Source organism: Bacillus sp. XF8 (genome assembly GCF_017498755.1).
GTDB classification, from domain to species: Bacteria; Bacillota; Bacilli; order Bacillales; family Bacillaceae_G; genus Bacillus_A; species Bacillus_A bingmayongensis.
Genome location: NZ_JAGDQK010000032.1, coordinates 87257 through 99526, shown reverse-complemented (window position 1 = coordinate 99526; position 12270 = coordinate 87257). Strand labels below are relative to the sequence as shown.

The following is a 12270-nucleotide window of genomic DNA, read 5'->3' as shown; positions in this document are numbered from 1 at the left end:
ATTAAACTTCATGATAAATTTTAAAAAGTTAACCACTATATTATTGGATAAAATTACCTGTATCCTTTAAAAACATTCAGACAATCTAATAAGGAATTAAAACATGTATAAAAACGGAGGAACATGAATGAACCATCTTGTCGCACTACTAATTAAGTACACTGCAATTAGTGGCGTATTACTTTTTATTTTGGGTATTTTTGTGGGTGTAAGCATTCCAACAATATTATTAATTTCATTGTTCATTACAGGCGCAGCGTATATAGTTGGAGATTTATTTATCTTGCCTCGCTATGGAAATACCATTGCAACAATCGCTGACTTTGGCATGAGTTTTTTAGGGATTTGGCTTTTAAGCTATTTGCTTATAGACACAAATCGTAATATTGCTGCAACTGCATTTTTTTCAGCAGCAATTATAGGAGTTTTAGAAATACTCTTCCATATCTATATGAAGAAAATCGTTTTAAATCATTCCGTCAAGAAAACAAGGTTTCAAACAATTAATCATAACAGATATGCGACAGAATTTTCGGAAGAACACCCGGATTTTAAGCATACAAAAAAGATAAATAAAACAGACAATTCAAAGTGATGTATTGTAATTTAAATGGCTAGTTGCTAGAATTTCTATATCTTATCACACCCATAAATCAACCATTGAGGCTTTTACTTTCCAATAACGCTGAATAAATTCAATTTTTTATGCTTTAAACTTATACGAACTAATAATTCAATATTTAGCTACATGGAAATTAAGAGAGGTTATAAATAACCTCTCTTTTAAATTCTGAACTAAATTGTAAATAATCCATAGCTTTATTCCGTACTAACTGGCAGTAAGACCCCATTGATGGGAGTTTCATTTTATGGAAAACCTATAGTCTTTTTGGTTTGGTTATTGCCTGCCTATTAATAATACATTATTGATATTTTATATATCGTTTTATGTACATAATAGCCATTTCCTCAGCACTCTTTATATTTCAATATTTACTAATATTATTCAACACTTTAATACCTACAAAAATTCATACTTTAAACCAAAACTCGCAATCAGTACTGCACACTAAGATAACTAGACACATATCCTAATGCGTATACTTAACCCATTTCAAAACAGAAAGGAAGGAAAAACAAATGACTTCTTATATAGATTACACATCTCCCTCTGTCCGTTTCACTCATGATCTAAGTACAAGTAATTTTTTTAAAAAGGATGAGCAAAATTATATAAATGTACTTGGAATTAAACAGTTAAATACATTAGACAATACATCATTATTAGATATTTTTTTAAGTACTGGTAATGTCATAGAGCCTCATGTACATCAAAATGCTGCTGAACTTGTTTACTGTATTTCTGGATCTGCTGTCGTTTCATTAATTAACCCGTTTACGAATCAACTTCTTAATCTCCCTATCAAACCAGGACAAGTTGCCAACGTGCCTCAAGGTTGGTGGCATTATGAAATTGCCTCTGTAGACAATACGCATTTATTAGCAATTTTTAACGCATCTACACCAGAGGTTATATTTGGTTCGGATATTTTAAGACTGACACCATCAAATGTCATGGCTCATACCTATTGTCTCGATGAACAACAATGGAAGCAAGCGATATCCCCTATTCAATCTACTACCGTAATTGGTCCCCAGGCAAACTGCACCAAAAATCAAAACCGGGATACAATGTGTAATATACCATCTCAAAACCAAACATATCCCGAGCAGCCACCTTCTTATTACCAACAACAGTTTCCATTTCATCCTTATTGGGGATATTGATAGAAAAAGTTATTGTTAAAACCTATTTGTACTTTCAGAAACACCTCCTACTTAACTCAGGTTGAAAAATCTCATTTGTCAGTTTCTTGTTGTGAGTAGACATTTCTTCCTTTTGAGTATCTTCTAGCCTTTATCTCATTGTTATCGTAACTTTTACTAGAGTTTACACATATAATATATATATATTACACTGGAGGTGATGATATCATGAATAAAGATTCTAACTCAAACAGCTATTCTTCCAACAATAAAGATATCCGCACTCCATCTTCACAATCTTCCAATTATCAATCATCACAAAATTTATATCGCCAAGGATATGTAAAGAAAAAAGGATGTAATTGCGGTAAAAACAAATAGGAAGTTCACTTTGTTTAAGGTTAAATTTATTGTGGAATATATACGCATCAAAAAAAGAGCATCCGATATGGATACTCTTTTTTATAAAATAGGTGAATGGTTATTAATTATGAAAGAACATTTATAGTTAAATCTTAAACTGACTCGTATACAATCCATGGTAGAACCCTTGATTTTCAATTAAAGATTCATGATTACCTCTCTCGATAATTTCTCCATCTTGAATAACAAGAATTTGATCTGCTTTTTCAATCGTTTTTAATCGATGGGCAATGACAAAGCTTGTGCGTCCCTTCATCAGATTATTTAATCCAGATTGAATTTGCAGTTCTGTTCTTGTATCGATATTAGATGTAGCTTCATCAAGAATTAAAATATCTGCATCTGCTAAGATTGCTCTTGCAATTGCAAGCAATTGCTTTTGTCCTTGACTTAAATTCGATCCTTCTGAAGCAATCTCTGTTTCATATTGCATTGGTAAATGTTTAATAAAGGAATGTGCAGAGGCTGCTTTTGCTGCAGCAATAACTTCTTCATCACTTGCATCTAATCGTCCATAACGAATATTATCCATAACTGTCCCAGCAAAAAGATATGTATCTTGCAAGACGACTCCAATTTTACTCCGTAAGGAACTAATATCGTAATCTTTTATATCTTTTCCATCAATCTTAATTTGGCCTTCATGGATATCATAAAAGCGCGTTAATAAATTAATAACTGTTGTTTTTCCTGATCCCGTTGGTCCAACTAGTGCAATTGTTTCTCCTGGATGCGCATGTAAGTTTACATCTTTTAAAATTTCTTTTTCTTTCGTATATCCAAATGATACATGTTCGAAAGCAACATTTCCTTTTAGATTATTAACAACAATTGCATCTTTTTTATTTTGAATTTCTGGTACTTCATCCATAATTTCAAAAACCCGCTCTCCCCCAGCAACTGCAGCTTGAATTGTATTCATAAGCGTTGCAAACTGACTGAGCGGTCTTGAGAATTGACGAGAATAGTTAATAAATGCTGCGATGACACCAACTGTTGTCATACCATTTAAAACCATAATTGCACCTGCTAAGATAACAAGCCCCATACCTAAGTTATTAATAAAGTTCATACTTGGGAATATAAACGCTGAAAATGTATCAGCTTTTGTAGCAGAAATTCTAAGCTGTTCATTGATCGTATGAAATTTGTTTACTGTTTCTTTTTCTTTTCCGTATAACGTAATAACATCTGCACCTGTAATAGCTTCTTCAATAAAACCATTCAATTCTCCTAAATCTTTTTGGCGCTTCGCAAAGTTTTTACCACTATATGCTACCAATTTTTTTGTTACGAAAAACATAATTGGTACTGTAATGAGTGTCACAATTGCTAAAATCCAATCTAGTGAAAACATTGCGATCGTCACACCAATAAATGTTAAAGCAGACGAAATGATTTGAACGACGCTTTGTGTTAACGCTTGGTTTAAACTATCGATATCATTTGTAACACGACTCATTAAGTCTCCTTGTGAACGTACATCAAAGAAACGAAGTGAAAGCGTTTGGATTTTTCCAAAAATATCTTGCCGTATTTTTTGTATCGTTTTTAATGCAACATTGACCATTAAGAATGTTTGTAGCCACGTTAATAATACTGTAACGCCATAGATCCCAATGAGCAGTATACACATTCTCGCTGTCCCATTTAAATCTCTTGGCACAATATATTCATCAATAATAACTCCCATATAATATGGGCCTAGTAAACCAAGTAACGTTGTAACAAATACAAGAACAATAACGAACATAAGAGCTGCTTTTTGATAACCCATATAGTTCCAAATTCTCATTACAGTTCCTTTTGTATTTTTCGGTTTTCCTGATTTGGAATTGCTACGCCCACCTTTATTTCCGAACTGCCCTTGAAAATTACGCATGTTCTTTCCCTCCTTCTTGATGTAAACTACCACCTTGGGAAAGATATATATCTTGATACACTTCACATGTTTCTATTAGATATTCGTGTGTCCCACTTCCAACTAACTCACCATGATCTAAAACGAGAATTTGATCAGCATCTATAACAGATGATATTTTTGAGGCAATTAAAAATGTTGTTGTTTCTGTGTGTTCTTCTTTCAATGCTTCTTGTATGATCCCTTCTGACTTTGCATCAACAGCCGATGTAGAATCATCTAACACAAGGATAGATGGCTTTCGGACAAGTGCCCTTGCGATAGAAAGACGCTGTTTTTGACCACCAGAAAGGTTCGTTGCGCCTTGTGTTAAGTTATACTGATATGTATTTTCAAGCTTATGAATAAACTCCGTCGCACATGCTGCTTCTGATGCAGATTCTATTTCGCTTTGCGTAGCTTCTTCTTTACCATATCGCATATTTTCTTCAATACTTCCTGAAAACAGCAATGCCTTTTGCGGAACAAATCCAATTGAAGAACGAAGTACCTGTAAATCGTACTCTTTGACATTGATACCATCAACAAAAATTGCTCCTTGATCAACATCATATAAACGTGGAAGTAATTTAACTAAAGTAGATTTCCCACTTCCCGTAGGACCGATAATCCCTACTTTTTCACCTTTTCTTACGGTAAATGAAATATCTTTTAAAACATATTCATCATTTTTGCTGTAACTATAGCTTACATGCTTAAATTCAATATTTCCCTTTACTTCCTCCGGTTGATACGCATTTTTTTCATTTTCAATATCAACATTAGTCTCTAGCACTTGTTGTACACGGTCAGCAGATGGAAAAGCACGAGCAATTTGAATAAATACCATACTGATTGACATAAGTGACATTAATATAATGTTTAAATAGTTAATAAATGCTAATATCGCTCCAACTTGTAGTGTACCGTTAAACACTTTTTCGCCACCTATCCATAGCGTAGCTACAATACCACCATTTACAACAAGCATGATAATAGGCATCATTAATGAAATAATTTGTACCGCACGAATATTAATACCTGTTAAGTTTTTATTTACTTTTTCAAACTGAGAAACTTCATGATTCTGTCTTACATAAGCCTTTACAACGCGGACACCAGATAAATTTTCTTGTAGTTTTGTATTCACTTTATCTAGAGCTTCTTGTACCCTTCTAAAGGACCCACTTGCATTCCCAGCGATGAAAATAATTGCAACTAAAAGAATAGGTACAACAACAAGTAAAATAGAAAATAAATCTTTTGCTGTTACAAAAACAATGATAATACTGCCTATAAATAATAATGGGCCACGAACAAGAACACGCAATGTCATCGTCATAGCGGCTTGAATAGATGTAACATCATTTGTCACGATTGTTAATAATTTTCCAGTTCCAAATGAGTCCCGATTTTCACTAGAAAACGTCTCGATTTTTGTAAAGACATCTTTTCTTATATCCGTCGCGAAGTTAACAGCAGCTTTCGTAGAATACATCATACATCCAAGCCCACCAATTAATCCAAGTGCTGCTGCTCCTATCATAAGAATTCCCATTTTAATTACATAATGAAAATCTTGATTAGCAATTCCAACATCAATAATATGTTGCATAATCGTCGGCTGAATTAAGTCCATCGCAACCTCAAGTACCATAAACAGTGGTCCAATAATGGCGAAGAACATGTATGGTTTTAAATACTGTAACAATTTGCGGAATGATTTCATACATTGTCTCCTTTTCTTATGAAATTGTCATATTATAATTCAAATACCACCTTCCTTTTATTCATTCATGAGGATTATATTATACAGATTAATATTTAACATTATTAAATGATAAATATTAATCATGTATTCGTCAACAAATGTGTCTTGCTGTTATAAAAGATGTATTTCAATCACCAAACTTTATGCTTCCATTTGCTGAATTCTAAAAAATTAAAACTTCTAGGCAAAAATAAAACCGCATTCTTTCATACTAGAATGCGGTTAATTTCAATTACATATGTTCAATTGTAAAATCAAAAAATTGTGTTTCAAACCCGTCATTTTTTGACGGGCTACAAGTATAGAATCCTATTTTTATAGGACTATTACCTTGATCTTCAATAAGATGTGCTATTCGGATTTGTTCCCACTCATGGTTTAGTTGTGCGACCTTTACATAAATTGTATAATCCCCATTCTTTCGAACAATACGAAATGAAAGATTTTGATCCACCTGTATATTAGGATAATTTTGCGTCGACCAATCAGAGTATCCACCGTTCGTTACAACGGCTCCTAAATGTGATGGTCCCTCAGGGATATATTCAAGTGATGTTTTTAACCAGCAGTCCTCAGACAACATAACAAAAAGTCCCGCTTGGTCATATATTGATTTCGGATTCATGTGTAATGAAACTTCAGCTTGAAAGTTTGTAGACACCTCTTCATAAAATACATGACCATTCATTACTTCAAAATCATAATGCGTTTTTAACCAAAAATCCGTTTCTTCTTTTGAATGAACAATAACTGAATCATCTCTTATTTCGTAATATTTTGGTTCGTTCATTAATGTAAGTTGTTCTATATGATTTGGTATGTAAGATGTTTTCATAAGTCCCTCCATAAAAACTTTTTAGGCTACACATTAAAACTCAGTCAAAATCGGAAACTTATACCCATTAAAAATAATCTTATTACTACTTCGAACCATTAAATAATTATTAGACTGAAATTCTTTATACCTCAAATCTTCAAGCCCTAACTCATCAGGATAAAAGTAGAACTCAATTTCTGTAAATGATTCAGAGATTTCAGCGCATATTTCATCTAAAATTGGAAGAATTGGTGCAAACACTCCAAATAATTTTAAGACTTGATCTCTCACTTCAAATACAATAAGCGCATCCAACTTCTCTGAATAATATAATTTTTCATTCCATTTCGCATCGTACATATTAAAATAAAAAGAAGATTGATAGTTTAATGTTGAAAATTCCATTGAAAGCTGTTGGGAATTCTCCATTATTTCCTTTATAAGTTCCATATCTTTTTCATCATAAAAGTTTAATTTTCGAAGTGAAGATAAACGAGGTTGTTCATTATCATAGGATAATGTCATCAGATGTTCTTGTACAACTCGAAAACCAAATGGTTCGTATAATTCCGGTTTCTCTGTGAATAAAACCGTACATTCATATTGTGTATCTATTTCTTGTAATACTTTACAAAACAGCTGTTTCATCAATCCTTTTCTACGATATTCTGGATGTGTCATGACAGATTGAATGCCAGCTGCATGAATCTGCTCTCCATTTACAAACATTGGTAGCGAAAACATTGACACATTTGCTATTACTTGACCTTCTTGTAAATATGAAAAAGGTTTGTATGTAGTGTCCCAAAATCCATTGGACTCAAAATTTTGTAACGTTTGAGCAGGAATACGAAACACCTCTTCAAATAATTGAAACAACAATTCCTTTTTCGGTTCTTTCACAAAAAAGTTTTCAGAAAGAATAAAATTCCCCATATTGTTCCTCCATAAGTTCATTCCTATTAATGTAATCGTTTTCTATTGTGCTTAAATCAAGTAAACCTTCTTTCAAACCAACATACCCTCACAAAATATACCAAAATAAGCTAAAGTTTTCAAGATAACTAAGAATACTACTTCCCTTCTTTTTATGATTTATACAACTACCAGTAAAACTAAAAGGAATTATTTTCTTAGCACTACAACACTTTTATAGATTTTATACTTAACAGCTAAATTATATATGGCAGAGAAAATTATTTTATATTGCTCTTACATGTATTGTTCAATAATCAACATACTAAGTGGGAACTAATTTCGTTTAAAGTGAGGGCTATTTAACCATGAAAAATTATACTACTCCTAAATGTATTATCGTTATTTTTGGTGCGACAGGTGATTTAGCAAAGCGCAAATTATTCCCATCTCTTTTCAGGCTCTTTCGACAAGGGAAAATCTCTGAAAACTTTGCTGTTGTTGGCGTGGCAAGAAGACCATTATCTAATGAAGAATTTCGTGAAAATGTTAAACAATCTATTCACAATTTACAAGAAGAAAACATGACTCAAGATACATTCGCTTCCCATTTCTATTATCACCCTTTTGATGTAACAAATTTATCTTCTTATCAGGAGCTAAGAAGTTTGCTAACCACTCTAGATGGAAAGTATTTTACTGAAGGGAATCGTATGTTTTATTTAGCAATGGCCCCTGATTTTTTCGGCACAATTGCTACGAATTTAAAATCGGAAGGATTAACTTCAACGAAAGGCTGGATTCGTTTAGTAATTGAAAAACCGTTTGGACATGATTATGAATCAGCACAAGCATTAAATGATCAAATTCGTCATGCCTTCACAGAAGATCAAATTTATCGTATTGACCACTATTTAGGTAAAGAAATGGTTCAAAACATTAAAGTCATTCGATTTGCGAATGCAATTTTCGAACCTCTTTGGAATAATCAATATATAGCTAACATCCAAATTACTTCAAGCGAAACTTTAGGAGTAGAAGAGCGCGGTCGCTATTATGAAGATTCCGGTGCACTTCGTGATATGGTTCAAAATCATATGTTACAAATGGTGGCACTCCTTGCAATGGAACCACCAATCAAGCTAACTGCAAATGAAATTCGAAGTGAAAAAGTGAAAGTACTCCGTGCTTTACGACCACTTTCAGAAGAAACAGTAGAGCATGATTTTGTACGAGGACAATACGGATCAGGTATGATTGACGAGCAAAAAGTAATTAGCTACCGTGAAGAGAGCGCAGTAGATTCAGAATCAAATACAGAAACGTTTGTTTCTGGTAAGCTAATGATTGAAAATTTCAGGTGGTCAGGAGTTCCTTTCTATATTCGAACTGGGAAACGTATGCAAGAAAAATCAACCGAGATTGTCATACAATTTAAAAACTTACCAATGAATCTATATTTTAATAACGAAAAAAAGGTTCATCCTAATTTGTTGGTCATTCATATTCAGCCAGAAGAAGGAATTACACTTCATTTAAATGCACAAAAAACTGATAGCGGTACTACTTCGACACCTATACAATTAAGCTATTGTAATAACTGTATGGATAAAATGAATACACCAGAAGCATATGAGGTTCTTCTATACGATTGTATGCGTGGTGATTCAACTAACTTTACTCATTGGGACGAAGTATCCCTTTCTTGGAAATTCGTTGATACAATCTCAAATGTTTGGAGTAATAAACCAGCTGAATATTTTCCTAACTACGAGTCCGGTTCAATGGGCCCTAAAGAATCTGATGCTTTATTAGAAAAAGATGGTTTCCATTGGTGGCCAACGATAACCACTCATTTGAAAGGAGAAAGTTACAATGAAAATATATGATATTACAGCACCTATATTTGAAGGGATGACCGTTTACAAAAATAAGCCTGAAAAACAACCACAGTTTTCAAGAACAACAAATGCACATGTCACCGAGTCACGTATCACATTAGACGTCCATACAGGTACGCATATTGACGCACCATTACATATGATTAACGAAGGAGCAACTTTTGAAAGTATTCCATTAGAAAAACTAGTGGGACCTATTAAAGTTTTTGATTTAACAGCAGTTGAAAACGGAATTACAAAAACTGATTTACAACAACTCGATATTCAAGAGAATGACTTTATCTTATTTAAAACTCGTAATTCTTTTGAAGACGAGTTTAATTATGAATTTATTTTTTTAAACGAAGACGGTGCCAATTATCTAGCAGAGCGCAAGATTAGAGGGGTTGGTATTGATGCCCTCGGCGTGGAACGTAGCCAACCAGGACACCCAACCCATAAGGCATTATTCGGTGCAAATATTATTGTCATTGAAGGGTTACGTTTAAAAGATGTGCCGGCAGATCAGTATTTTATGGTAGCAGCACCATTAAAATTAGTTGGAACTGACGCCTCTCCAGCACGCGTTCTTCTTTTTAAAGATATGTAAAGTGAAACTTCCATCAGTAGAGGTTTTTTTCATCCTACACTGATGGAAAGTCCTCACCAATCGAGCTTTTACGGGCAGTTAGTTATCCCCTGCTTATCTTCCTTGCTTCTCTCTGAATCTTGAGGTTGGGGTGCTTACAGTCCGTTAATACGGGATAAATAAAAAACAACCCTGTTCTTTTGAGAACAGGATTGTTTTTATGTAATAAAACTTTCCGATTACATTATGAAAATGACTCATTTTTTGTCGCTTTTCTCTACTGCATGTCCACCGAATTCATTACGTAGTGCTGCTACTACTTTACCTGTAAATGTATCATTTTCTAATGAACGATACCGCATTAATAAAGACAGCGCAATAACAGGTGTCGCTGTTTGTAAATCAAGAGCCGTTTCAACTGTCCATTTTCCTTCTCCTGAAGAATGCATAATTCCTTTAATGTCATCTAACTTTGCATCCTTTGAAAATGCACGTTCCGTTAAATCCATGAGCCACGAACGAATAACTGAACCATTATTCCAGACTCTTGCTACTTTTTCATAGTCATAATCAAACTCGCTTTTCTCTAACACTTCAAAACCTTCACCAATAGCAGCCATCATACCGTATTCAATTCCATTATGAACCATTTTTAAAAAATGACCACTTCCTGCTTTTCCTGCATATAAATATCCATTTTCTACAGCCGTATCTCGAATTACAGTCTCTACAATGCTCCACGCTTCTGGATCTCCTCCAATCATATAACAAGCACCATTACGAGCACCTTCTGTTCCACCAGATGTTCCTGCATCCATAAAATGTACACCAGCTTTTTTAAGCTCATCATAACGACGAATGGATTCCTTATAATAAGAATTACCCGCTTCAATCACAATATCTCCTTGACTTAAAAGCGGTGTAATTTCATTAATAACACTATCAACAACAGCATGCGGCACCATAATCCATAGAACTCTTGGTTTTTCGAGAGATTGAATAAGTTCAGCTAGACTAGCTGTACCAATAGCCCCATATCCTTTTATTTCTTTTACAGCTTCTGTATTTACATCATACGCTACTACTTCATGATTCTTGTCCATTAAATTTTGACCTAAATTTAATCCCATTTTCCCTAAACCGATTAACCCTATTTTCATTATTAATTCCTCCTAAAAATACTTAAGTGAGATTCGCTAATCCTTTGTTTATCTTTCTTCATTTGAACAATCTATATTTATCCAAAAATTTTTCACTACGGATATATTTTGCACGAATCCGCTCTGGTGGATGCATAGGAGGTACTTAATATTTATATTTTAACATTGCAGTAGTATCTTGTTATCCTCCTACCCCAAAATTTCTTTTTAACACAGCTTATTACTTTGCATTGCGAGGACTTTAACTTTACACCTAAACCATATATGAAATTTCTACAGAGTAACTCTATTCAAGTGATTTCAATTAAAAATCCTACCTCAACAATAGAAATTGGGGTTATTTATAGAAAGGATAAATATATCTACGCTGCTACAAGAGTGTTTATTGAGTAGTTAAAAACATTGTAGATTCTTTTCAATAATAAAAATTTAAATAAAAAAATAAAGAGAGTATATTTATAACTCTCCCTATTTTTTTATTATTCACTTTTCTTATCCACAAAAAAATAATAACAGCAAGAAATAGCAAAAATAATAAGTAAAAGAATGATATTAAAGATAGTCACTTTACATTCATCCACCTTTCTTCTGTATCTCTCTGCTTATCTATAACTCCATTTTCAAAAAACACTCTTTTCAATTTTGAATACTCCAGTAAAAGTAAAAAAACACTTAATGTCGTTAACAGAATACTAATAGGAAGTGCTGGAATATCAAAACAGTAATCTAAAACTGTAATATTGACAGTTATCGGTAAATATATAATATTCCCTACTGTTGCTGTACGCGGGATAAGTAATAATATTGCAGCTGTCAACTCACCAAAAGCAATAAACAGATTATAAAAATCAGAGTAACCGAAAAAATACCATGCTAATTTCATCGGTGAATCTTTTGTTGAATCAAAAATAAAATCTCCAGTTGAGAATTGACCTGGATAAATTTTTGCTACGCCATATATGATAAACATAATCGCTAAAAAACACCTAAAAGATGTAATCACACTCTTTTTCAGCTTTATTCTTATAATCCTTTTTTCCATTAAAAT

11 protein-coding genes and 1 pseudogene are annotated in these 12270 nt (G+C 33.2%); 6 read left to right on the top strand and 6 right to left on the bottom strand.

What is annotated here, in order from left to right; genetic code table 11:
- The first annotated feature begins 127 nt into the window (after nucleotides 1-127).
- The 3 genes from J4P91_RS19065 to J4P91_RS19055 all read left to right on the top strand — a co-directional run bounded on the left by J4P91_RS19065 (nucleotide 128) and on the right by J4P91_RS19055 (nucleotide 2148).
- Complete coding sequence (locus tag J4P91_RS19065) at nucleotides 128-595, top strand: YndM family protein (protein WP_207995399.1); 468 nt, start codon at nucleotides 128-130, stop codon at nucleotides 593-595.
- Between the two features lie 545 nt (nucleotides 596-1140).
- Nucleotides 1141-1788, top strand: coding sequence for a cupin domain-containing protein (locus J4P91_RS19060; RefSeq protein WP_207995398.1), 648 nt, complete (start codon nucleotides 1141-1143; stop codon nucleotides 1786-1788).
- Between the two features lie 207 nt (nucleotides 1789-1995).
- Complete coding sequence (locus tag J4P91_RS19055; protein WP_167321101.1) at nucleotides 1996-2148, top strand: hypothetical protein; 153 nt, start codon at nucleotides 1996-1998, stop codon at nucleotides 2146-2148.
- 127 nt (nucleotides 2149-2275) lie between these two features.
- Here the strand turns inward: J4P91_RS19055 and J4P91_RS19050 are convergent, their stop codons facing one another.
- From J4P91_RS19050 to J4P91_RS19035, 4 genes are all read right to left on the bottom strand, one after another.
- Nucleotides 2276-4072 carry an ABC transporter ATP-binding protein gene (locus tag J4P91_RS19050; protein ID WP_207995397.1) on the bottom strand — a complete coding sequence of 599 codons (1797 nt, stop codon included), beginning with the start codon at nucleotides 4070-4072 and terminating at the stop codon, nucleotides 2276-2278.
- Complete coding sequence (locus J4P91_RS19045; protein WP_207995396.1) at nucleotides 4065-5819, bottom strand: ABC transporter ATP-binding protein; 1755 nt, start codon at nucleotides 5817-5819, stop codon at nucleotides 4065-4067. The genes J4P91_RS19050 and J4P91_RS19045 overlap by 8 nt, the downstream gene beginning before the upstream one ends.
- A gap of 274 nt (nucleotides 5820-6093) precedes the next feature.
- Entirely contained in the window at nucleotides 6094-6696 is a 603-nt protein-coding gene (locus J4P91_RS19040) for a DUF1349 domain-containing protein (protein WP_207995395.1), read from the bottom strand.
- Between the two features lie 33 nt (nucleotides 6697-6729).
- Nucleotides 6730-7614 (bottom strand): GNAT family N-acetyltransferase, encoded by an 885-nt coding sequence (locus J4P91_RS19035; RefSeq protein ID WP_207995394.1) that lies wholly within the window; start codon nucleotides 7612-7614, stop codon nucleotides 6730-6732.
- Nucleotides 7615-7961: 347 nt separating this feature from the next.
- On the opposite strand from J4P91_RS19035, the gene zwf reads away from it, so the two are divergent.
- Together zwf and J4P91_RS19025 are read left to right on the top strand one after the other, a co-directional pair.
- Nucleotides 7962-9482 carry a glucose-6-phosphate dehydrogenase gene (gene zwf, locus J4P91_RS19030; RefSeq protein ID WP_207995393.1) on the top strand — a complete coding sequence of 507 codons (1521 nt, stop codon included), beginning with the start codon at nucleotides 7962-7964 and terminating at the stop codon, nucleotides 9480-9482.
- Complete coding sequence (locus tag J4P91_RS19025; protein WP_207995392.1) at nucleotides 9469-10083, top strand: cyclase family protein; 615 nt, start codon at nucleotides 9469-9471, stop codon at nucleotides 10081-10083. Before zwf ends, J4P91_RS19025 begins: the two co-directional genes overlap by 14 nt.
- A gap of 236 nt (nucleotides 10084-10319) precedes the next feature.
- On the opposite strand, the gene gnd is transcribed toward J4P91_RS19025, so the two are convergent.
- Nucleotides 10320-11222, bottom strand: coding sequence for a phosphogluconate dehydrogenase (NAD(+)-dependent, decarboxylating) (gene gnd / locus J4P91_RS19020; RefSeq protein ID WP_207995391.1), 903 nt, complete (start codon nucleotides 11220-11222; stop codon nucleotides 10320-10322).
- Nucleotides 11223-11396: 174 nt separating this feature from the next.
- Here gnd and J4P91_RS28995 point away from each other — a divergent pair.
- Nucleotides 11397-11615 (top strand): annotated as a pseudogene (locus J4P91_RS28995) (type 2 periplasmic-binding domain-containing protein); the annotation flags it as partial.
- A 169-nt stretch (nucleotides 11616-11784) separates the two neighbouring features.
- Here the strand turns inward: J4P91_RS28995 and J4P91_RS19015 are convergent.
- Complete coding sequence (locus tag J4P91_RS19015) at nucleotides 11785-12264, bottom strand: hypothetical protein (protein ID WP_207995390.1); 480 nt, start codon at nucleotides 12262-12264, stop codon at nucleotides 11785-11787.
- Nucleotides 12265-12270: the final 6 nt, after the last annotated feature.

Coding starts and splice junctions, on each gene's coding strand:
- J4P91_RS19065 (WP_207995399.1), top strand. CDS start 128: ATGAACCATCTTGTCGCACTACTAATTAAGTACACTGCAATTAGTGGC.
- J4P91_RS19060 (WP_207995398.1), top strand. CDS start 1,141: ATGACTTCTTATATAGATTACACATCTCCCTCTGTCCGTTTCACTCAT.
- J4P91_RS19055 (WP_167321101.1), top strand. CDS start 1,996: ATGAATAAAGATTCTAACTCAAACAGCTATTCTTCCAACAATAAAGAT.
- J4P91_RS19050 (WP_207995397.1), bottom strand. CDS start 4,072: ATGCGTAATTTTCAAGGGCAGTTCGGAAATAAAGGTGGGCGTAGCAAT.
- J4P91_RS19045 (WP_207995396.1), bottom strand. CDS start 5,819: ATGAAATCATTCCGCAAATTGTTACAGTATTTAAAACCATACATGTTC.
- J4P91_RS19040 (WP_207995395.1), bottom strand. CDS start 6,696: ATGAAAACATCTTACATACCAAATCATATAGAACAACTTACATTAATG.
- J4P91_RS19035 (WP_207995394.1), bottom strand. CDS start 7,614: ATGGGGAATTTTATTCTTTCTGAAAACTTTTTTGTGAAAGAACCGAAA.
- zwf (WP_207995393.1), top strand. CDS start 7,962: ATGAAAAATTATACTACTCCTAAATGTATTATCGTTATTTTTGGTGCG.
- J4P91_RS19025 (WP_207995392.1), top strand. CDS start 9,469: ATGAAAATATATGATATTACAGCACCTATATTTGAAGGGATGACCGTT.
- gnd (WP_207995391.1), bottom strand. CDS start 11,222: ATGAAAATAGGGTTAATCGGTTTAGGGAAAATGGGATTAAATTTAGGT.
- J4P91_RS19015 (WP_207995390.1), bottom strand. CDS start 12,264: ATGGAAAAAAGGATTATAAGAATAAAGCTGAAAAAGAGTGTGATTACA.